Raw genomic sequence first — 20,658 nt, 5'->3', positions numbered from 1 at the left:
AATAATTACTCATTCCTTAAAGACATTAATGTGTTATTAATTAATGTAGAAGATGTACCTTTTGTATAAGGGTAATATATTATTCTAATCCCTCTATCACCTAGCTCCTTATCAAAAACTTTCCACTTATCTGTTTTGTACCAATCATCTCCTACAAACATCACGTCAAATTTATAACGATTTAAAGCATCAATTTTATCCATTGTCTCTTGTGGAACAGCAACATCAACATATCTACAAGATCTTACAACTTCTATTCTCTCTTCAAAAGAGATTACTGATTTCTTTTCCTTGTACAAGACTAAATCATCCGTTGTGACACCAACAATTAACTTATCGCATAAACTTCTAGCATTCCTTAACATATTTACATGTCCAACATGAAACAGATCAAATACACCTGTTGTATATCCTATAATCATATTAAATCCCCAAACTTTTTAAATTAAAATCAAGCCAGGCACCATACTGGCTATTACTATTAAAGATTCTATCAAGAGGTACTGGAAAACCAATTTTTTTTCTAATCACAATTTCTTCTGACAAATAATCTTTGTAAATTCTTTTTAATGGAGCTTTAACTATATTATTAGACATTTTATACTCTCCAGAAACACCAGCCATTAATTCAACTAACCTATGGTCTACAAATGGGACTCTTGCTTCAACACCACAAAGCATTGTACTATTATCAAGCCTTCTTAATAAACCATGTAGATGTCCAACTTGAAAGAAATGACTAACTATATCTATAACCTTATAATTTTCTTTAATATATGGCTTTAATAAGCTTTCTAATACTTCATTATCTTCATGTTTTCCATAAGAGTATAACTTATCAAATTCACTTATAGAAAAACTATCTACAGACATAGCCCAAGAAAATATCCGGTCATATCCAAAGAACAATTCATCAGCGCCCTCACCACTTAAAACAACAGTGTTTTTAGATGATACCTGTTTTGTCATAAGATATAATAAGACTTCATTTGGGACAGACAATGGTTCTTGTCTTATTTCAATCATTTCTTTTGCAGTATCAATAAACTCATCATAATCAACATTTACTTTTGTATGCTTAGACCTTATCTTTTTAGCAACGATATCCGACCAATAGAACTCATTATCATCATCAAACCCTACTGTCCATGTATCCGGCTCTTTAGCTAAAGTTGCTATTATTGAGCTATCAAGACCTCCACTTAGGTAACTACCAACAGGGACGTCTGACGATCTTCTATAATCAATTGCTGATTGTATTAATGATTTTAATTCAATATCAGAAGGAGGTTTTTTATTTACCTTATATGGTAGACTCCAATATTTTTCAACGCATCCATTATCATCGACGTGACCAGCAGGAAACATTTTAATATCTTTATATATTGTATGTCCTCCAAAAAACATTCTTACTTTTTTATACTGACGAATAGCCCAGTCATCTATATCACTAAGATTATGCAAATACTTTAGGCCATTAACTTCTGAACTATAAGATATGTAATCATTTGTTTTACAAAAGTATAAAGGTTTTATACCCAATCTATCTCTTGCAGCAAAATATTTACCATTATTCAGATCATAAATAATAAAAGCAAACATCCCGTTTAATTCAGATAAAAAAGACTTTCCAATTTTCTCATATAGCTCTACAAGTAGTTCTGTGTCACAGGATGTTTTTAAAAAAATACTATACTTTTCAGCTAATTCCTTGTAATTATAAATCTCACCATTAAAAATAGTTACAAATCGACCACTTTGAGAAAAAAAAGGCTGATTTCCATTAGAACTTAAATCGTGTATAGATAGTCTATTGTGACCAAGCAATATATTATCTATTTTTAATATCTCACTGTTATTAGGACCTCTATAAGAAAACTTATTCAACGATTTTTTAAATCTATCTTTTGATAAACCAGTTTTATTACTAAATAAAATTCCACACATGTTTTACCCTTTTTTCAATTAACTTTTTATCCATCATAAAAGTTTAACTATTAATATGACAAACCATTTTTATTTTATTAACAACTCTATTGGTATTATCTAAATCTATGTATTTAAAAAACAATTCTTTAGTTTTATTTAATTGATTATACTCATCACAATCTGAAATAGTTTTTGATAGACTTATCATTAGCTCCTCAAAACTTCTACATACCGGACCAGGAAAAACATCTTCAAGGCTATAAAAAAAACCTCTTTGTGTCGTCTTATAATGATTTAAATCATAAGCAAAACTAATACATTTTTTATTTATATAGCAAGCATCTATAAATAAGCTTGAATAATCAGTAATAACTATAGCTGCATCTCGAATTAATACTCGAATATCTGATATAATTTCTGATGACATATCAGTTATATTTGAATAATCAAATAAATAAGAATAGTTATCTGGAGGTAAGTATGGATGGTACCTAACACCCAACATCATATCATTTACCATTAAAAAATTATTTAACTTATCTAACTCATCTCGAGCAAAACTATAATGTTCACCTCCAACATTTTTTTCATGATATGTTGGAGCATATATAATCATTTTTTTACCTCCCAATATTTTTTTCAAAAGATTTATCTCATTCTTAAATATTTGAGGTAATTTTTGCTCAGCCATAAGTAAAAAATCATTTCTAGGCAAACCGGTAATCCAAAAATTCATTTTTGGAATATCATTAAAAGCAGATGCCATATTTTGAAGATCAGTATCCGATGATGTGATAATATAAGTTCTCTCCATTTCATTAACTACTCTAGGATATTTACGCCATGGCATTGGGTCATTAATATTTTGACTACCTATATGTTTTATTGGAATACCGTGCCAAAGGTTTATGATATTTCTTTTAAGAGGTTTATTTATTTGAAAATATGATTGCTTCAAGTCTAACCATACAGAGTGTTGAACTAAAATGAGATTTGAGCACAATAAATAATATACAGCTCTAAGTGACCTCATAGGTAAAACCTTAATATTTTTACCAGTTACATCAATAGGAATATTTTTTGTTAAGATAATTTTCTTAATTTTTGGATCATTTTTAACAGCTTCAAAAATAGCTAACATATTATCACTCAAATGCCCCTCACCTATAAAATAAACAGGAAAGATCCAGTAATTATCTTTCTTGAGCACTTGTTTATCAATGATTGCTAAAAATAGGTTACTAGCCTTTAATAACTTTCTTTTAGAAATGCTTAGTATTTTCCTAACTATTTTTTTTATTAATATAATGATTGAATATTTCATAATTCTTCAACGGCATTCCTATTGTTTTTTAATTCTTATCTCTGAACAGAGTAGATATAGAATCCACACCTACTGCGTATAAACCTCTATCAATAACCTCTTTTCTTTCTGCGAAAGAATCATCAATCAAAATAGAATGCTCTTTCATATACTTCACTTTCTTATCATCATCTTGAAGATGTATTATCTCATCAAAAATATTTAAAATACCAAACCTATGTAATGCTTTTGCAAGATTTCGTTTAGAGTTTTTAGTTATTAAGTATACTTTTTTACACTCGTTTTTAATTTGGAAAATAAGCTTTATAAGGTCCGTATTAATATCTTTTTCGTTAAGAAAAAGGGTGTCGTCAAAATCAACATATAAATTCTCAAATTTAATACTACTCTTATAAATAGGGACTAATGCCCTTGCAAGTGAAATCTCAATATTATTATGAGCTATGTTAACGCCAAACCCAAGTTTTTGATAAAGAGCAAGTTCTACAAAATTTATTCCTCTAGCACGATTTAACATCATAGTTCCTGATACTCTTGCCCCAATTTCTAAAAGTTTTAGTTCTTTATTTTTATCAAGCTTCATTTGATAAAACCAAATACCTTCCAAATTTAAAGACTCACTAATAAGTTCTGCATATTTTCTAAACTGTTGGTTTAGCTGATCACAAGATATAAAGGTTGACTGAGTAGCAATTCCTCTTGAAGTTTTTTCTCTAGTTCTTGCTCCATAATAAAGTACCTTAGACTTATCAGAAAAACAGTCAACTGTGAATTCTGTACCAGTTAAGTATTCCATCAATACAAACTCTTCCTCTATTTTATTCAGAAAAAATGACCGATACTCTTCAAAGGAGCTGATTTTTTGCGAATTTTGTGAACCCTGCCCCCTCTTGGGTTTAACAAATATTGGGAAATCATCTAATGAAATTTCTCCATCATAGAGTTTTGCTATTGGCAGAATATTTGAAAAGTAGTTATAAGTAACATCTTTAAATCTCACCACATCATTAACTCTTTTAGATTGTCCAATTATCTGAGCATCTATGATGTTATCAATTTGACTTAATTTATATGCTACATCATCATGAGCAGGAATAATAAAATCTATATTCCTTCTTGAAATTAAATCTCTTAAATCATCTAAAAACGATTTATCACTTACATAAGACAGGCTATTAACCTCTTTATTTCTAAAGTTGCAATAAGCATTACTTTCACTTGATGCAAATACAAGATCAAAATACTTATGATTCTTTAATGAGTTTATAATTTCATTAGCTATCTCAGTACCTGCAGGAAATACTAGAATATTATATTTTTTCACAATTGGCTCTTTATGATTTTAATTATCTTATTTTGAACACTCTTATCCAACTCGGCATAAATAGGCAGACACATTATCCTTTTTGATATATCTCTTGAGATGGGCATATATTGCTTTGGTTCTATATAGTCTAAAGTATCTAAGGAAGGATAAAAATATCTCCTTGGATAAATACTCTCCTCATTTAAAGCTTTCTGTACCCTTAGTAACTCTTCTTCATCTTTAAAAACTATAGGAAAATAACTATAATTCTCTATAGCATTAGAATTAAACTCTTGAAATTGAACCAATCCATCTAACTCTGCTTTATACCTCTGAGCTACTTCCTTTCTAGATTTATGGATGCTCTCTATATCATCAAGTACACATAAGCCCATAGCAGCTTCAAACTCATTCATCTTAGCATTTGTACCTAAATGAGGGATAGATTCAGCATTTTCAAAGCCAAAATTTATTAAGTACCTAGCTTTTTGCACGAGCTCATCATCATTAATTATCAATGCACCACCTTCTATGCAATGAAACAATTTTGTCGCATGAAAACTTAGTGTACTTATATTTCCATAATTAAGTATACTTTGCTCTTTATATTCAACATCAAAAGCATGAGCTGCATCATATACAACTTTTAATTTTTTTTCATCTGCTATCTTTTGTATAGCTTCAACATCACAAGGATTACCAAAAACATGAGTTGCTACAATTGCATTAGTATTCTTTGTAATCGCTTTTTCTATATTCTCAGCATCAATATTAAATGTATTAGGGTCTATATCTGCATATATTGGCAATATATTGTTTGTGACTAACGAGCTAGTAGTAGCAACAAATGAAAATGGAGTAGTTGCAGCAAAGCCTTTCAAATCTAAAGTTCTATATGCAATTTCAAGAGCTGTTGTTCCATTAGAAACTAATACAACATTTTTTACACCCAAATAATCTTCAAGCCTTTTTTCAAGTTTTCTAACTAATGGTCCATTATTAGTTATCCAACCATTTTGATATATCTCATCAATATAACTTTTATATTTTTCTTTATTGGGTAGATATGTTTTTGTTACATTTATCATTTTAGAATCCCTTTATCTAAACTATAAACCTTATCATACCCCTCAATAGTACTAAGCCTATGAGCAATAGTTACGATAGTTATATTTTTTAATTCTTTTATCACATTTGTGACTTCTTTTTCTGTCTCATTGTCTAAAGCAGATGTTGCCTCATCCATCACTAATATTTGCGGGTTCTGGTACAACGCCCTAGCTATACCCAGTCTTTGTCTTTGACCACCGGATAGTCTTATACCGTTTTCACCAACAAAACTATCTATGCTCTTTGGTAAACCCTTGACAAACTCTTTAAGCTTAGCCATTTCTAAGCACTTCCATATTCTAGCATCATCAATATTCTTTTGATTCATTGCAAAGGCAATATTTTCTCTTATAGAACAATCATAAAGAATTATCTGCTGTGGGATATATGCAAATAGCTTTTGTAAAGTTTTAACACTGTCTACTTTGTCACTATCTATATAAATACCTCCTCGTTGTGGGATATAAAACCCTAAAAGCAAATCAACCAAGGTGCTTTTACCAGACCCTGATGGCCCTATAAGAGCAGTTTTTTTGCCTTTTTGTATATTTATTGAAATATCTTTTAAAGCTTGTGTACCATCTGGGTAGCTATAGCTAATATTTTCTAGCTTTATCTGCTTATTAAATATTGGTTCGTTTATCTCATTTAGTTTAGAGCTATTATTTACTATATCATTGTCACCACAAAGCTCTTTATGGATTGTGACTAACGCCTGCTTTGAGTACTTTATATTAGTTAATGATGACATTATTCTATTTAACGCAGGTAGTAACTGTGCTGATGCAACACCAAATACGGATAAGAGTACAAACAAATCAACAGCTGAAACACCAGAGTATATAAAAACTACAAGCATAATAAACACCACAGATATAGCTATAGCTTCTATAAACATTTTAGGTATTTGTTGATAGAAGTTACTAAAAATAGTAGCTTTTTTTAGTTGCTGAGATTTATCATCAAAGTTATTTGTGAAATAATCTTCTCGCTGATAAAGTTTCACCTCTTTTATACCACTCAAACCATTTAAAGTTGATTTTGTCATACTAGCCCAAACAGCTGAGCGAACCTTACCTTGTTCCGCTGACTTTTTACGGATAAATGACATAAAGGTTAGTACAAAAATGCCTAATGATAAGATAATCACACTACTAAAAAGTACATTTAAATAAAGCAATACTGCCACAATAAAAAAAGTCGAGAATAAATCCGTAATTAATGCTCCTAATGGATTTATAATCCCACCAGAGACCTGCGAGGTTTCTGTATTTATATTACGAATTAACGCTGGTGTACTTCTACCAAGATGGTATTCATAATCCATAGATATATATTTTTTAAAAAGCTTACTCTGTATACTTGCTGTTAAACCGTTTAAAAATTTAGTTTGATATAATAGAAGCCCAGCAGCTATTGTATTTTTAAGCCAAAAAGCTAGTACTAAAATCATAGCTAAAAATAAAACCATCTGGTGATAACTGTAGCCCTGAAATAAAGAGTACTCCGTGATTTTTTCAGGCTGTAAAAGTACAGATATAAAAGGTATAACTGCACCTATGCCAAATATAGAAGATATAGAACCGATAAATAATAGCACTACATATACTATAAAGCGTTTTTTTTGTTTAGTATCTAAAACAGCAGTAAATAACTTTAAAACTTCTAACATAGTTAAAACAAGAGCCTCTTTTAACTTTTTACGAGCTTATAGCTAAAACTTAAAAGCAAAGTTGAAAGCTTATAATAATTATTTAATCTATAGAGAGTTTTCATAAATCATTCTCTCTCGCGTAATTTTCCCACCTAACAATATCTTCACATATATCATCTACAGATTTCTTTGTTTCAAAGCCTAGTTCTGTTTTTGCTTTTGAAGCATTAGCAAATCCAGCAGCTATATCACCTGCTCTTCTGTCTACTATTTGGTAGGGTATATTTTTACCTAATGCTTTTTCATAAGCTTTGACTAAGTCAAGTACACTATAGCCTTCACCTGAGCCTATGTTATATGCTCGCCATGCTGGTGTATCTCCTGCAATACCTTCTAAAGCTAATATATGCCCTATCGCTAAATCTACCACATGGATATAATCTCTCACACCCGTACCATCATGAGTATCATAGTCTCCACCAAAGATTTTAAGTTCTTTAAGCTTACCAGAACCTACTTGACCGATATATGGCATAAGGTTGTTTGGTATTCCTTGAGGGTCTTCGCCAATCAGACCATTTTTATGAGCACCTACTGGGTTAAAGTACCTCAAGCAAGTTATATTAAACTTTTGATTTGCATGCTGAAAATCTCTCAGAATATCTTCGCACATCAGCTTAGTTGCACCATACGGATTAGTAGTGCTAAGTGGCATAGTTTCAACAAATGGAGGTTTATTAGTCATACCATATACAGTTGCTGATGAGCTAAACACGAAGTTTCTACAGTCATACTTTTTCATCACATCAAGTAAGTTTAGAGTAGTTACAATATTGTTATAATAATACTCTAGTGGTTTCTCGACACTTTCACCAACTGCTTTAAAGCCTGCAAAATGAATTACTGAATCAATTTTATGCTCTTGGAATACTTTCTTTAATAAGTCTTTATCTAGTATATTTAGTTTGTAAAAATCAAAATCTTTACCCGAAATCTCTTTGACTCTATCTATCACAGATTCTTTACTGTTTGATAAATCATCAACCACTACAACTTCATAGTCACGAGCTAACAACTCAACTACTGTATGGCTACCTATATAACCTACACCACCTGTTACTAATACTTTTTTACTCATAATGTATACCTTATATAATTTCCATCTACCACTCTTTCTATTTTAACACTAACGTCTTTTTTACTTGGTCGAAAGGTTCCGATAAACTTCATGCAAATTACCCTAACTGTCTCGATTATTATCAATAAATCAAACAAAAAGCTCCACCTACGGATATATATTAAATCCAGCTTTAATTTATTTTCTGGAAGTGTTGAGTAACTAGTCAAAACTTGAGCATACCCAGTAATTCCTGCTTTTACTTTTGTTCTATAAGAAAACTCTGGAGTATCTTTTGTAAACTCTTCTATAAGTTGTTGCCTTTCAGGACGAGGACCAACTATAGACATATCACCCTTCAGTACATTAAAAAATTGCGGTAACTCATCTATCCACAATGGTCTGATTAACTTACCTACCTTGGTTATTCTAGCATCATCATTTGTTGCCCATACAGCTCCAGTTGCTGATTCTGCATCAACGCTCATACTTCTAAACTTGATTAGCTTAAATTTTTTATTATGCTTTGTTACTCGTTCTTGTACAAAAAATGGATTACTTTTATCTTCTAAGTATATTGCTAATACTGTAATTAGCATTATAGGCGAACTTATTATTATAAAAATTACACTAAACACTATATCAAATATTCTTTTTACTATTTGTGCCTCAAAGGATAGTCCAAAATTTCTTACACTCATTGCAACACTGTCACCTAGAGGTACAAGCATTGCTCCCCATATAGATATTTCATATTTACGCGGTATCACGACTATTTCTATATTATTTTGACTCAAACAAGCTAAGTCATCATCTGTCATTATTTTTAAAGCTTTATCAGATATAAACGCTTTTGTATATTGTGAAACTATAGTCTCTAAGTCATAGCCATCGTTATCAATTTCAAAATATCCACCTAATTTTTCTTTAGGTAATTTAGAGCTTTCAGCTTTTTCAAAAATCCACTGCTGTTCATCTGCTAAACCAATAAGTAGTATATTGTTATAAATAGTTTTTCTAATAAGGCTCCTAAAAAACACTCTAGTAAATGATAAAAACACTACTTGAACTACAAAACCGATAAGTATAATACTTCTTGGAAATGAAAATCCTCTTAAAAAGAAAGCTAATGCTGTAATCACTATTGCTATAGCTAGAGAGGAAATAATAACCTTTAATATATTTTTTGTCTTAGAAACTTTTTCACCATTAGTATATTCAGCTAACAATAGGATTAATATCGCTATGATAGCCATAAATATCGCAAGAAAATTAAAACTTGAAAAGTTACTAGAGTTGTAGTTAAAAAAATGAAGCGGAATAGAATAACTAGCAAGTATAATAACTACTGAAACTACAAGTTCAAATATCTTAATATATACAAACATCTTATATATTAGCTAACTCTTCACGCATTTTAGAAATAGTATTCTTATAACTATCTGAATTAAAAATAGCAGATCCCGCCACAAAAGCATTCACACCACACTTAGCAATTTCTACAATATTTTGTGGATTTACTCCACCATCTATTTCTAAAGTTATATTTCTACCTGTAGATTCTATCCAGCTTGAAACTTCTTTTGCTTTATCAAGCATCTCGGGTATAAACTTTTGTCCTCCAAAACCAGGATTCACAGACATAAGCAATACTCTATCAATATGTTTCTCTACATATTTTAAGCATTCTAAACTAGTAGCTGGATTAAGAGCTAACCCTGCTTGAATATCATAAGACTTAATTAGTTGTAAACTTCTATCTACATGCTCACTCGCTTCTGGATGAAAAACTATGCTACTAGCGCCAGCTTTTGCAAAACTCTCTATCATACTATCTACAGGCTTAACCATAAGGTGCACATCCATACCCGCTGTAATACCATAATCACGCAACGCTTTTAAGACCATAGGCCCAAATGTAAGGTTTGGTACATAGTGATTATCCATCACATCAAAATGGACATTATCAGCTCCTGCATCAAGTACAGCTTTTACATCTTCACCAAGTCTTGCTAGATCAGCAGATAAAATTGATGGATTAATTTGAAAAACACTCATATTTGAAATACATTATATTAAAGTTATTTAAAATTATTTTACCATAATCCGATAAAATAATTGAGCTAAGCTTAGACAAATCCTATAATATTTAAGTTAATCAATTATTTATATCATACTAAGGGCTTATACATGAGTAATATTGAGAATGCAAAAAAAACATTCGAATTCGAAATTAGTGCTTTAGAAACACTCAAAAACTCTATAGATGAAAATTTTGAAAAAGCATGCGACATAATCCTAAAAAACCCAAATGGTCGAGTTATAATTACAGGAATGGGTAAATCAGGACATATAGGTAAGAAAATAGCAGCAACCTTATCTAGTACTGGTACCCCTGCTTTTTTTGTTCATCCAGGCGAGGCTGGACATGGTGACTTTGGCATGATTACAGCTAACGATGTTTTAATCGCTATATCTAACTCCGGTAACTCTGGAGAAATTATGGGTCTTATGCCTATGATTAAGTACCTAAAAATACCAATTATTACTATGACTAGTAATAGTAGCTCCCTAATGGCAAAAGCAAGTGATGTTACCCTAAACCTACGAGTACAAAAAGAAGCTTGTCCTCTAAATTTAGCTCCAACCTCAAGTACTACAGCTACACTAGTACTTGGTGATGCTCTAGCTATCGCATTGTTAAAAGCAAAGAATTTTTCAGCTAAGGATTTTGCATTTTCTCACCCTAGTGGTGCACTAGGTAAAAAACTAATTTTGAAAGTTGAAAATATTATGCGTAGAGAAAATGAAATACCCACTATAAACCCAACAGACACTATTCGTAAGGCAATACTCGAAATTAGTAGTAAAGGTATAGGTAATACTCTTATTACTGAAAACAATGAGCTACTAGGTATATTTACTGACGGTGATTTAAGAAGAATCTTTGAAGCTGACAGCTTTAACTCTCACTTACCTATAGCAGATGTAATGAGCAAAAATCCTAAGTCAATTTCAAAAGATGATTTAGCAATAACTGCTCTTGAAATAATGGAAGAGTTTGAAATTACAAGTCTAGCAGTTGTAGACTCGAAAAATCATATAATTGGTGTAGTAACACTCCACGACTTGGTGAAGTTAGGATTGAAATAAATCTTTTATTTTTCTTATTATTTTTTGATAAATATTTTCTTTAACCAATGGTCAGCACTTACATATCTACCACCACCATATATAAATAGTGTAAATAGCATAATAAAATATGTTACTGAAAACTCCATTCCGCCATTTAGCACAACAGGATCTCCTAAAGCTGTAGCATGGTTATATCTATCTGGGAAGTTTTGAGCTAACCAAATAAATAAGTCGTTTAGTCTTTGAGTAGACTCTGCTGTTTTGTCAGCAATTGCAGGCCAGCCGTGAGCCCAATGTACCATTACACCAGCAACCCCCATAACAAACATCATCGGGATAGAAACTAGTCTAGTAAATAGACCTAAAGCAATCCCTATACAGCCAAGTACTTCAGCAGATGTTGCTAAAAACGCCATAACTTCTGGGAAAGGCATTCCTAAACCACCTTTTGATGCTGGCGTTGCAAACCATGCTACTGTAGTGCTAAACCCTTCAATTTTAGATCTAGCTCCAACAAACATTGTTGGCACCAAATATAGTCTAATTCCTAAAAGTAGCAAAAAGTCTACCGATACAAACTTACTAGTAACCTTAGAATAAAGATTATATACTTTATTTATCATTTTTTTCTCCTTTCAAATTCAATCTAATCATATTTTGATTATGCCAATTTGTAATTTTTTTAAAAAAATCACTTTTACGGTTTATACTTAGATTCTCATAACCTATTAATTCAAATGTCTTTTCAACCCCTTCATCTATTAAGGATTTTAAGACTAGATGATCAACTATACTCACTTTTTGATATGTGACTCTGTCATTTATATTTCGATATACCGCATAAGAAATATCATCAACACTATCAAAACTTTTCTCTAAATCACATATCTCAAAAGGTAGAGATATAAAATTTAGCGTTGGATTAGCATCTACTTTAACTACATCTCTATAATCAATTTCGATGTTAATTTGTTTATTGTCAAAAGCTTTTTCTGGCGAAATTTCAGTATTAAATATCAACCATTCAAACTCTAATAATTTTTTCAACTCAGTACCTAGCTCTATATTTTGAGAGCATTTTAAAAACTCTGTAGCAATCTGGTGAAATGCCGGATCATTACTATCATTTTGCTGCAGAAAATAGTCAACTAACTCATTTTTATTCTTATCAGAAGCGTAAGTATTAAAGTATGGAAAGGTATTTTCCAAAACTCCTTCAACATTACTCACTATAAACTCACGATACAACTCTAAATCTTTAGTTTTCGAACCAGTTCTAATGCTATTAGTAAAGTTCTCCATCTGTAGTTTTAGTGACTCAGGTATCTTCATTTTTTACTCCTGATTTATATGGGCAGTTATACCATTAAGCTCAGATACAAGCTCTGACAAACTAGGTAATCTATTGTCTCGTTCTAGTAGCAACGGATGCCAACCATGCTTTTTGACAGTATACTTAGCTAAGTCTTTAACAGCTAGATTCACATCTTTACCATGAGTGTCTAAGACAATATCTTCAGTTTGCAAATGCCCTGCGATATGGTAGTAACTAATACTTTCTTGCTTAATTTCATCAATAAACGCATACGGATCATAGCTATGATTAAGAGCGTTTACATATACATTATTAATATCAAGCAACAATTTAGCACCACTTTTTTCTAAGATAGTATTTATAAAATATGTCTCAGAAATATCTTTTTCAAACTTATGGTAGTACGATATATTTTCAAGAACCAACGGTCTTTTGATAATATCTTGAACCTGCTGTATTCTACTTACGATATAGTCAATATTTTCTTTCTGCCTAGGTACAGGCAAAAGATCATATAAATAACCTTTATCATCATCAGTAAAACACAAATGATCACTGTATATCTCTATATCATACTCATCTAAAAATACTTTTACTTGCTTTACAAAATCAGTATTTAATGGTTTAAAACCACCTATTGATAGATTTAAACCATGTGCTACTAGTGAATAGATTGATGCGATTTTATCTAAGTAAGTTTTTTTATAACCACCTAAATTCATCCAATTCTCAGGTGACAGCTCAAGAAAATCAATTCCATCAACTTTTTTACTTGCCAAATCAGCTTGATGTTCAGACCTTAAGCCTATACCCTGAGATTTTTTAATCATTTTCCACAAACTCCACTAGAGCATTTTCCTAACTGAGGTACTTCTTTTTTGTCTAATTTACCATAAACCTTGTTGCTTCCTGTTCCACAGTTGCCATCTCTGACACGAACAAGCTTTCCATCTTGCTCATCTGCATCTACTTCAACAACACCAAACTTTTTAAGTGATCCACATTTACCACTCGCACATTTTCCTTCACCCTGTGCTATTGGGCTTGTTTCAGAGGCTTCAGCACTTGATGAATTATCAGTACTGCTAGTATCTGCTGCAAATGCTGCACTTAAGCTCATTGTAGCTGTTAACGCTATTGTTAAAGGTATTTTATTTTTCATCTTTACTCTCCTTTTTTATTCCATCAACTGGGAAACATGATAAGTCTCTGCCTTCATAGACCTGACCTTTATAGTATTTTTTAACAATTTTTGTAGATTGATCTTTTAAGACTAATCCTCTACCTAAGAAATGGCTCAACACTAAAACTTTAGGATTAATTTCTGCAGCAACTTTACCAACTGTTGATGGTTTAGCATGCAAGAATGTTGAAGCTTTATCTGCATTTTCATCTATTGGCATAGGCATCATTAGTACATCAGCACCTTTAGCAAAATCAACAAATGCTTTTCTAAAGTCATCTGGTTGATTATGACCACTAGAACCTGCAACAACTATAGTTCCTTTTTTAGAAACTATTTTATATGCTAAAGCAGGTACATCACCTTTAGGAATTCCTAATGCCCAAATTGTAAATTCATCATTTGAAAATACTTTTGTTGGAGTTTTATTTGTATAATCAATATTCTTTACTGGATCTAGTTTAAATGGAAAACCATCTGTACCCGTAAGGATTCCATGTAAATAAGCATAAGTTCCGCTATCTTTACCAAAAACTCTTTGTAAGAACTCAGTAGCGCTTGGGAATAATCCGCCGTGAATAGGACCAGAAAAAGGTAAGTCTGTCTTTCTATCTGAGAAATAAGCACCTTTTAATATTGCAGGGATATCAGCTGAATGATCTGCATGGAAATGAGTCATATTAATGCTTTCTAAATCCTCAATTCTAGCACCTGACTGACCAAATCTAAGATATGTTCCACCACCAGCATCAACTAATACTTTAGATTTACCATCCATCCATATAACTGCGCCTGGTGATGCTCTTTTATCATCACTGATAGGACCCCCAGACCCTAACAATTGAAGTGTAAAAGACTTATCTAAACATTGCAAAGATGTCTTTGCAATACCATTAGAGGCAGTTGCCATTAATAGTGATGTTAAAGCCAAACCAGCAAGCTTTTTTTTCATTATGATTCTCCTTGATTTTCTCATATTTAACAATGAGTTAATAAACTTATGGAGCAATTGTAAGTTCATATTCAATATTAGTAAAACAAAAGTTTTTTATATTATATATAAGTAAATCTTATTAAAGATATATGTAATAATCTAAAGTTAAGAATTTTGAAAAATTATTGAATAAAAAAGAAAGTGCTTACAGTTAATTCTGAGAGCTAGATTTTGTTAAATACTATAGAACATTGCCCATGCTTACACTATGATAGCCAGCATCTACATGAACGTTTTCACCTGTAATACCAGAAGCCATATCAGAGCATAAAAAGGCTACTGTATTACCAACTTCCATAATATCTACATTTTTCTTTAGAGGTGCAACCGTAGCATTATAGTCAAGCATTTTCTTAAAGTTTGAAATACCAGATGCTGCTAATGTTTTAATAGGGCCCGCTGATACAGCATTCACATTGATACCATCTTCCCCTAAAGCTAGTGCAGTATAACGAACTGTAGCTTCTAAGGATGCCTTTGCAATCCCCATAGTATTATAACTTGGCATAGCTTTTTCAGCGCCAATATAAGTAAGAGCAACCATAGAAGCATTACGACCTTTCATTAGGCTACGACCCTCTTTTGCTAATGCAGCAAATGAGTAAGCACTAATATCATGAGAAATAGCAAAACCTTCACGAGTTACACAGTCAATAAAGTTACCTTCTAATTGATCACGAGGAGCAAATGCTATAGAGTGGATAATCCCATCTAAACCATCCCAGACTTTAGCGACATCTGCAAATAATGTTTTAATTTGCTCATCAGAAGTTACATCACACTCTAATACTGCTGCTGGGTTGAACTCCTTAGATAGCTTCTCAACTCTTTCCTTAAACTGACCAACATAAGTAAAGATAAGCTCAGCACCTTCTCTATGTAAAGCCTTTGAGATACCATAAGCTATTGATTTGTTACTTAAAAGTCCTGTTACAAGTATTTTTTTTCCTGCTAGAAAACCCATGTTTTATTTCTCCTTTGTAGATTTTGACAAACTATATTTATAGTTAGATTTACAACAAACTAAAGTACTAATTATCAGCCTGTGCTTGCAACCTAGTATTAATATTTAAAACTAATAGCTATAATTATAGATAATCAGTCATTAAAAATCACTATTTAAATTATAAGGGAGTAAATAATGACAAATAAAACCAAAAAAATAGTACCTTCTCATAACGGTGAAGTAACTTTTGATAGAGCAAAAGAAACTTGGAACATCATGAAAATTACCTCCGAATTAGTCGAAGGTTATGAAAGGCTCGATAATTTAACACCTGCTATTAGTATATTTGGTTCAGCACGACTTTCAAAAGAAAATAAATATTATAGAAAAACCGTGGAGCTTGCTGAAACACTTTCAAATCATGGCTTTAGTATAATCACAGGTGGAGGTCCTGGAATTATGGAAGCTGGGAATAAAGGCTCTCATGAAGGGAGTTCTAAAAGTGTAGGACTCAATATAACATTACCTCATGAACAAAAACCAAATGATTATCAAGATATTAGCTTAATTTTTAGATATTTTTTCACACGAAAAGCCATGTTTATTAAACACTCTATGGCTTATGTCGTTATGCCTGGGGGATTTGGTACAATGGATGAGTTATTTGATATATCAACATTAGTACAGACTGGTAAAAAATCACATATGCCTGTTATACTCTTTGGTAAGGATTTTTGGGGTGGTTTGATTGAGTGGATAAAAACAACTATGATTGATAATAAGGTTATTGATGAAAGTGATTTTAAAATTCTACATCTTGTTGACAGTATCGATGAGACTATCGAAATAATTAGAGATCATTATAACAACACGTATCATTCACAAGAAGATTCAAAAATCATATTCTAAAGGTCTACTATTATGGATATTAATACTATTTCAGCCACTTTAATCAACAACTCCTTACCAATAATTACAGCTTTTAGTGTGCTTATACATATATTCTGTGGTTTGGCGATTGCAAAGGATATAGCTCGAGTACTTGAACGAAGAATTACAACCGTACTACTACCAAAAAACATCTGGATACTAGTTGGGCTAGTCTTTGGGATTTGGGGTTTACTTATATACTGGTTAATGCACCACTCTACAATAACTAAGGATTAAATATGGAAAAACAAATTTGGAATGCTGAGCATTATAACTCTACAGGAAGTTTTGTAACCAACTATGGCGATGATGTAGTTAATCTACTACAGCCAAATCAAAATGAAACAATCTTAGACCTAGGTTGCGGAACAGGTCGTTTAACCAGCGATATCTCTAAAAAAGCAAAAAAGGTCTATGGAGTAGACTATTCACAAGCAATGATTGATAGTGCTAGAAAAAATTTTGAAGATATTGAGTTTAGTGTAGCAGATGCCCAATTAAACTTGGATTACCCAGATCAAACATTTGATGCTGTATTTTCTAATGCTGCTCTTCACTGGATGATGGATGCAGAAAGTGTAATTAAGAACATACATAAAGTATTAAAGCTTAATGGCAGATTTGTATTTGAAATGGGTGGTAATGGAAATATCAAAGAAGTCTTGGCTTCTATAGATAAGGTTTCTCAAAGCTATCAACTTAAAGACTATCATTTACAAAATTTTTACCCAAGTCTCTCACAATACTCTTCTCTACTTGAAAAAAATGGCTTTGAAGTAAGATACGCTCTGCTTTTTAACCGTCCAACTTTACTTGAAGGCAAAAATGGTTTAGCTAATTGGGTTTCGACTTTCAGAAGTAACCTATTAGATCAAATTAGTAATAAAGATGCATTTTTAAAAGAGGTCCAAAATGTTGCTAAAACTAAATTATACAAAAATGGTAAATGGTATGCAGATTATGTGCGACTAAGAATGATTGCCTATAAAGTTAGTTAGAAATTTGTTTAGAAATATCACTTTTAACAATATCTAATACCCCCATTTCACCAAGATAATGATCAACACCTTTTATAACTTCAATATTCTCAAAATGTTTCATGAAATATTTATTATCTGTAATATTATCTAATTCTGCAAGCTTGAGTCTAATTCTCTTATCAAAAGTACCCATACGACCATTCAAAAGTATCAGAATATGACATCCAAAAAAATCTTTAGGTGCTGCTTTTAAAAGCTTACAAACGGGTTTTGTATAGAGATAAAAAGGAGTAATCAAACAAACTCGATCAAAGTACTTCTTATCAATAATACTCGTCATACATGACGACATTGATACTAGATAAATCTGATCATAATCTGCAAGATGATATTTTGATAATATGTTCTTGAACTTTTTTCTAAGGTTAACTGGCTTACCTATAGGTTCCATAGTTATATTTACGGCTTTACCGTATATTTCAATAGTTTCTTTCATGCTAAAGCTACTATCATAACCTCTGATAATAAGAATATTCATTTATTTTAGTACCATTATTTCTTGAAAAAAATACACCGATAAAAAACACATATTCAAGTAAAAGCCCTTAAAACTATTGTTTAAAACTATTTTTAATATATTATAACAAATTTTTATCATTCCAATATAAAATTAGGACTCTAAAATGAGCAACTTTGAACTACTAATTGCCTACACCTTAACAAACTTTGTAATGATGCTGTTGTCATACAAATATTTTGGTAAGAAAGGTATTAGTATATTTATAGTTATTAGTGTGATCGCTGCTAATATACAAGTTAATAAAGGAGTAGAATATGACATCCTAGGCTTTCACTTTGTAGCGACTATGGGCAATGTTATGTTTAGTGGTATTTTTATGGCAAATGATCTTATTAATGAGAAACACGGAAAAGCTGAAGCTCAGAAAATGGTTCTTACATCTATATTCTTCGGTATAGGATTTATGTTACTAATGTTTTTTGCGACTCTTTTTCAGTCGATTAATCAACAAGAGTATAACGATGTTAACCATGCAATGAATCTATTTTTCTCATTAAATGGTGGTGCTATAAAAGCTATTATTATAGGAAACCTTGTATACTTAATTTCTCAATCATTTGATGTACTAATATACTCAAAACTTAAGAGTTATAACTCAGACTTTAAGTGGTTATGGTTTAGAAACTCTGGCTCTACAGCATTATCACAAATAGTAGATAGTTTTTTAATTACTTATGGCTTTGTTTTTGCTGGAATTATCCCAAATGAATATGCTTTAGAAATGGTATTTTCAACATTAATAATCAAGTATATAATTACTGCTATAAACGCTCCTTTATTCTATCTACTGGCAGCAGTTAAACCTAGAGTTTAGCTTTGCATATGGCAAAATTTAAAGTACTATATCTAAAAAAATTCCTCAACCACTAAATGTTATTTAAACAAGCAATAAAAATAAGCATAATACTAAGTCTCCTAACATCTTTAGCTATTGCAAATACAACTAAACAAAGTGATGCTGATAACTATAAATTACTAACTATTTCAGATATTCATTTAAATGCTAATCAGAAGAATATAATGGAAAGTGACCCGAAAGGTTATAATCCTAAAAATGATATGGACAAAGATTCGTTTGATAAAATAATGGAGAAGATTACTGAATATAACAGCTCTAATCTACCTAACTCAGTTTTGTATCTTGGAGATGCTGTTGGACATGACAACACACTAAAACCTAAAGACAGAGCAGAATTTGTAACTAAAAATGAAACTTTAATATATAAAAGCCTGCAAAAAAGCTTCCCTAATACTCCTATAATTAATGTCTTTGGCAATAATGATAGTGCTGAAAAAAATTATGGAAGCTTTGAAAGTAATAACATTTCGCCATATACTATCGCTATGAAAAGTGGATTTAAAAATGGATTTTTATCTTCTGGTGAAATCTGTGATAAAGATAAAAAAGTATTCCCTTGTCTAATAAACCAAAATACTCACACTGGATTTTTTAGCATTAAGCTAGAAAATAAACTAGTATTAATTGGTCTAAATACAGTAATGTATACTGATATATCTAGCTTTAGTAAAGAAGAATCTAATCAGCAATTTGATTTCCTAAAAAATACTTTGAAAAATGCTAAAGATAATAACCAAACTGTACTAATTGCAACACATATACCTTTTGGTAATAACATTTATGATGGCTCAAACTTTTTCAAAAAAGATTATATGAACAAATACTTAAAACTAATAAAAAAGTATCATAATCAAATAGCAGGTATCCTCGTAGGCCATACACACATTGAAGAGCTTAAGATACTACCTTTTAAAGATAAAGTTTTAGGCGAATATTATACAGCAGGTCTATCAACCTCTCATGGAAACTCTCCTTCATACAAAACATATTCCATACATAAAGATTCTACTGAAAAATGGAGTATAGATGACTATATAGCTTATCAACTACATAGCAATAAAAATGGAGATTTTAAACTTTCAGAACTCTATAGCTTTGCAAAATCATACTGTAAAGAAGCATATCAAAACGATATAAATATCTGCTTAACAAAGCTTAATGAGACTCAAAAAACCAAAGATATTTTCTCTAAATTCTTGCCTAAGATGACTGTTGATAATCCAAAATACCCTGTTTATAAGGCTAATAGTCCAGAATCAATAAAAGTTAATACTGCCAATATATAATTCAACTTTA

22 protein-coding genes are annotated in these 20,658 nt (G+C 31.2%); 6 read left to right on the top strand and 16 right to left on the bottom strand.

The genetic code is table 11. The annotated features are described in order from the left end of the window. Positions 1 to 5 precede the first annotated feature (5 nt). The 9 genes from CDH04_RS04415 to rpe form a co-directional block, all read right to left on the bottom strand. Positions 6 to 422 carry an FAD synthase family protein gene (locus CDH04_RS04415; RefSeq protein WP_112869873.1) on the bottom strand — a complete coding sequence of 139 codons (417 nt, stop codon included), beginning with the start codon at positions 420 to 422 and terminating at the stop codon, positions 6 to 8. A gap of 1 nt (position 423) precedes the next feature. After that, complete coding sequence (gene asnB, locus CDH04_RS04410; RefSeq protein WP_112869872.1) at positions 424 to 1,947, bottom strand: asparagine synthase (glutamine-hydrolyzing); 1,524 nt, start codon at positions 1,945 to 1,947, stop codon at positions 424 to 426. Positions 1,948 to 1,990: 43 nt separating this feature from the next. Next, positions 1,991 to 3,253 carry a CDP-glycerol glycerophosphotransferase family protein gene (locus CDH04_RS04405; RefSeq protein ID WP_112869871.1) on the bottom strand — a complete coding sequence of 421 codons (1,263 nt, stop codon included), beginning with the start codon at positions 3,251 to 3,253 and terminating at the stop codon, positions 1,991 to 1,993. Positions 3,254 to 3,281: 28 nt separating this feature from the next. Continuing rightward, complete coding sequence (locus CDH04_RS04400) at positions 3,282 to 4,577, bottom strand: ATP-grasp domain-containing protein (RefSeq protein ID WP_112869870.1); 1,296 nt, start codon at positions 4,575 to 4,577, stop codon at positions 3,282 to 3,284. Next, positions 4,574 to 5,647 carry a DegT/DnrJ/EryC1/StrS family aminotransferase gene (locus CDH04_RS04395; RefSeq protein ID WP_112869869.1) on the bottom strand — a complete coding sequence of 358 codons (1,074 nt, stop codon included), beginning with the start codon at positions 5,645 to 5,647 and terminating at the stop codon, positions 4,574 to 4,576. Before CDH04_RS04395 ends, CDH04_RS04400 begins: the two co-directional genes overlap by 4 nt. Further along, entirely contained in the window at positions 5,644 to 7,341 is a 1,698-nt protein-coding gene (locus CDH04_RS04390) for an ABC transporter ATP-binding protein (RefSeq protein ID WP_112869868.1), read from the bottom strand. Before CDH04_RS04390 ends, CDH04_RS04395 begins: the two co-directional genes overlap by 4 nt. Positions 7,342 to 7,441: 100 nt before the next feature. After that, the gene (gene galE / locus CDH04_RS04385) at positions 7,442 to 8,461 is read right to left on the bottom strand and encodes a UDP-glucose 4-epimerase GalE (RefSeq protein ID WP_112869867.1); all 1,020 of its coding nucleotides are present in this window, start codon (positions 8,459 to 8,461) and stop codon (positions 7,442 to 7,444) included. Further along, complete coding sequence (locus CDH04_RS04380; protein ID WP_112869866.1) at positions 8,458 to 9,828, bottom strand: sugar transferase; 1,371 nt, start codon at positions 9,826 to 9,828, stop codon at positions 8,458 to 8,460. The genes galE and CDH04_RS04380 overlap by 4 nt, the downstream gene beginning before the upstream one ends. A 1-nt stretch (position 9,829) precedes the next feature. Beyond that, the gene (gene rpe / locus CDH04_RS04375) at positions 9,830 to 10,498 is read right to left on the bottom strand and encodes a ribulose-phosphate 3-epimerase (RefSeq protein WP_112869865.1); all 669 of its coding nucleotides are present in this window, start codon (positions 10,496 to 10,498) and stop codon (positions 9,830 to 9,832) included. A 132-nt stretch (positions 10,499 to 10,630) separates the two neighbouring features. Here rpe and CDH04_RS04370 point away from each other — a divergent pair, with 132 nt between their 5' ends. Then, positions 10,631 to 11,593, top strand: a complete 963-nt coding sequence (locus tag CDH04_RS04370; protein WP_112869864.1) for a KpsF/GutQ family sugar-phosphate isomerase — start codon at positions 10,631 to 10,633, stop codon at positions 11,591 to 11,593. Between the two features lie 17 nt (positions 11,594 to 11,610). Here CDH04_RS04370 and CDH04_RS04365 read toward each other — a convergent pair whose 3' ends face one another. The 6 genes from CDH04_RS04365 to CDH04_RS04340 all read right to left on the bottom strand — a co-directional run bounded on the left by CDH04_RS04365 (position 11,611) and on the right by CDH04_RS04340 (position 16,031). Beyond that, a complete protein-coding gene (locus tag CDH04_RS04365) occupies positions 11,611 to 12,198 on the bottom strand; it encodes an HvfX family Cu-binding RiPP maturation protein (protein ID WP_112869863.1) in 588 nt (195 codons plus the stop codon). After that, on the bottom strand, positions 12,188 to 12,907 hold the full coding sequence (locus CDH04_RS04360) for an HvfC/BufC family peptide modification chaperone (protein ID WP_112869862.1): 720 nt from the start codon (positions 12,905 to 12,907) through the stop codon (positions 12,188 to 12,190). The genes CDH04_RS04365 and CDH04_RS04360 overlap by 11 nt, the downstream gene beginning before the upstream one ends. A 3-nt stretch (positions 12,908 to 12,910) precedes the next feature. Then, positions 12,911 to 13,720 carry an MbnB/TglH/ChrH family RiPP precursor modification enzyme gene (locus CDH04_RS04355; RefSeq protein WP_112869861.1) on the bottom strand — a complete coding sequence of 270 codons (810 nt, stop codon included), beginning with the start codon at positions 13,718 to 13,720 and terminating at the stop codon, positions 12,911 to 12,913. After that, complete coding sequence (locus CDH04_RS04350; protein ID WP_112869860.1) at positions 13,717 to 14,052, bottom strand: hypothetical protein; 336 nt, start codon at positions 14,050 to 14,052, stop codon at positions 13,717 to 13,719. The genes CDH04_RS04355 and CDH04_RS04350 overlap by 4 nt, the downstream gene beginning before the upstream one ends. Beyond that, entirely contained in the window at positions 14,042 to 14,983 is a 942-nt protein-coding gene (locus CDH04_RS04345) for an MBL fold metallo-hydrolase (protein ID WP_409254764.1), read from the bottom strand. The genes CDH04_RS04350 and CDH04_RS04345 overlap by 11 nt, the downstream gene beginning before the upstream one ends. A gap of 265 nt (positions 14,984 to 15,248) precedes the next feature. After that, positions 15,249 to 16,031 carry an enoyl-ACP reductase FabI gene (locus CDH04_RS04340; protein ID WP_112869858.1) on the bottom strand — a complete coding sequence of 261 codons (783 nt, stop codon included), beginning with the start codon at positions 16,029 to 16,031 and terminating at the stop codon, positions 15,249 to 15,251. A gap of 177 nt (positions 16,032 to 16,208) precedes the next feature. Between CDH04_RS04340 and CDH04_RS04335 the strand changes: the two genes are divergently transcribed. Genes CDH04_RS04335 through CDH04_RS04325 form a run of 3 tightly spaced genes read left to right on the top strand, consistent with a single transcriptional unit; the run spans position 16,209 to position 17,941 of the window. Next, positions 16,209 to 16,922: an LOG family protein gene (locus CDH04_RS04335; protein ID WP_112869857.1), complete on the top strand. Its 714-nt coding sequence runs from the start codon at positions 16,209 to 16,211 to the stop codon at positions 16,920 to 16,922. Positions 16,923 to 16,934: 12 nt separating this feature from the next. Further along, positions 16,935 to 17,180 (top strand): hypothetical protein, encoded by a 246-nt coding sequence (locus CDH04_RS04330; protein ID WP_112869856.1) that lies wholly within the window; start codon positions 16,935 to 16,937, stop codon positions 17,178 to 17,180. A 2-nt stretch (positions 17,181 to 17,182) separates the two neighbouring features. Continuing rightward, a complete protein-coding gene (locus tag CDH04_RS04325; protein WP_112869855.1) occupies positions 17,183 to 17,941 on the top strand; it encodes a class I SAM-dependent methyltransferase in 759 nt (252 codons plus the stop codon). Here CDH04_RS04325 and CDH04_RS04320 read toward each other — a convergent pair. After that, positions 17,934 to 18,461, bottom strand: a complete 528-nt coding sequence (locus CDH04_RS04320; RefSeq protein WP_112869854.1) for a hypothetical protein — start codon at positions 18,459 to 18,461, stop codon at positions 17,934 to 17,936. The two genes, CDH04_RS04325 and CDH04_RS04320, sit on opposite strands and share 8 nt — an antisense overlap. Before the next feature lie 145 nt (positions 18,462 to 18,606). Here CDH04_RS04320 and CDH04_RS04315 point away from each other — a divergent pair, with 145 nt between their 5' ends. Beyond that, positions 18,607 to 19,317: a queuosine precursor transporter gene (locus CDH04_RS04315; protein WP_112869853.1), complete on the top strand. Its 711-nt coding sequence runs from the start codon at positions 18,607 to 18,609 to the stop codon at positions 19,315 to 19,317. A 56-nt stretch (positions 19,318 to 19,373) separates the two neighbouring features. After that, the gene (locus tag CDH04_RS04310) at positions 19,374 to 20,648 is read left to right on the top strand and encodes a metallophosphoesterase (RefSeq protein ID WP_112869852.1); all 1,275 of its coding nucleotides are present in this window, start codon (positions 19,374 to 19,376) and stop codon (positions 20,646 to 20,648) included. Positions 20,649 to 20,658 lie beyond the last annotated feature (10 nt).

It is taken from the genome of Francisella adeliensis, assembly GCF_003290445.1.
GTDB classification, from domain to species: Bacteria; Pseudomonadota; Gammaproteobacteria; order Francisellales; family Francisellaceae; genus Francisella; species Francisella adeliensis.
This window is presented reverse-complemented; position numbering and strand designations above follow the sequence as displayed.